The organism is Erwinia oleae (assembly GCF_000770305.1).
Classification (GTDB): domain Bacteria; phylum Pseudomonadota; class Gammaproteobacteria; order Enterobacterales; family Enterobacteriaceae; genus Erwinia; species Erwinia oleae.
The window spans coordinates 1-1,182 of sequence record NZ_JNVB01000161.1 but is presented as its reverse complement, the minus strand read 5'-3'; the positions used below and the strand labels follow the sequence as shown (position 1 = coordinate 1,182).

1 tRNA gene and 2 rRNA genes are annotated in these 1,182 nt (G+C 52.7%); all 3 read left to right on the top strand.

Going from position 1 to position 1,182, the window contains the following annotated elements:
* Positions 1-506 (top strand): 16S ribosomal RNA (locus GS12_RS22715); the annotation flags it as partial.
* Positions 507-577: 71 nt separating this feature from the next.
* Positions 578-653 (top strand) — tRNA-Glu (locus tag GS12_RS22710).
* A 219-nt stretch (positions 654-872) separates the two neighbouring features.
* Positions 873-1,182: ribosomal RNA gene (locus GS12_RS22705) — 23S ribosomal RNA — on the top strand; the annotation flags it as partial.

Sequence of the window (1,182 nt, the reverse complement as noted above, 5' to 3'; positions counted from 1 at the left end):
CCGTGAGACAGGTGCTGCATGGCTGTCGTCAGCTCGTGTTGTGAAATGTTGGGTTAAGTCCCGCAACGAGCGCAACCCTTATCCTTTGTTGCCAGCGATTCGGTCGGGAACTCAAAGGAGACTGCCGGTGATAAACCGGAGGAAGGTGGGGATGACGTCAAGTCATCATGGCCCTTACGACCAGGGCTACACACGTGCTACAATGGCGCATACAAAGAGAAGCGACCTCGCGAGAGCAAGCGGACCTCATAAAGTGCGTCGTAGTCCGGATCGGAGTCTGCAACCCGACTCCGTGAAGTCGGAATCGCTAGTAATCGTGGATCAGAATGCCACGGTGAATACGTTCCCGGGCCTTGTACACACCGCCCGTCACACCATGGGAGTGGGTTGCAAAAGAAGTAGGTAGCTTAACCTTCGGGAGGGCGCTTACCACTTTGTGATTCATGACTGGGGTGAAGTCGTAACAAGGTAACCGTAGGGGAACCTGCGGTTGGATCACCTCCTTACCAGAAGATACTTTTCTGCGCAGTGTCCACAACAGATTGTCTGATAGAAGTGAATGAGCAACAGTATCAGAGTCCCCATCGTCTAGAGGCCCAGGACACTGCCCTTTCACGGCTGTAACAGGGGTTCGAATCCCCTTGGGGACGCCATCTCCGATAACGCGTGAAAGACGTTATCACTCAGTATCCCAAAACTGACTTAATCAAGTCGGCTTTGTGATATTTGCTCTTTAACAATCCGGAACAAGCTGAAAATTTGAAAACGACATAGTGGGTCACTCTGCGTATAAAGAGTGGCGTAAACACTATGGTCGGGTCTCTCAAATGCCTGCAACAGCATGTGTCCTCCGGGACGCTTGTGGGTTGTGAGGTTAAGTGACTAAGCGTACACGGTGGATGCCCTGGCAGTCAGAGGCGATGAAGGGCGTGCTAATCTGCGATAAGCGTCGGTAAGGTGATATGAACCGTTATCCCCGACGATACCCGAATGGGGAAACCCGGTGCAATCCGTTGCATCATCGCAACATGAATACATAGTGTTGCGAGGCGAACCGGGGGAACTGAAACATCTAAGTACCCCGAGGAAAAGAAATCAACCGAGATTCCCCCAGTAGCGGCGAGCGAACGGGGAGGAGCCCGGAACCATCATCAGCGGTTGCGTCAGTGGAAGCGTCTGGAA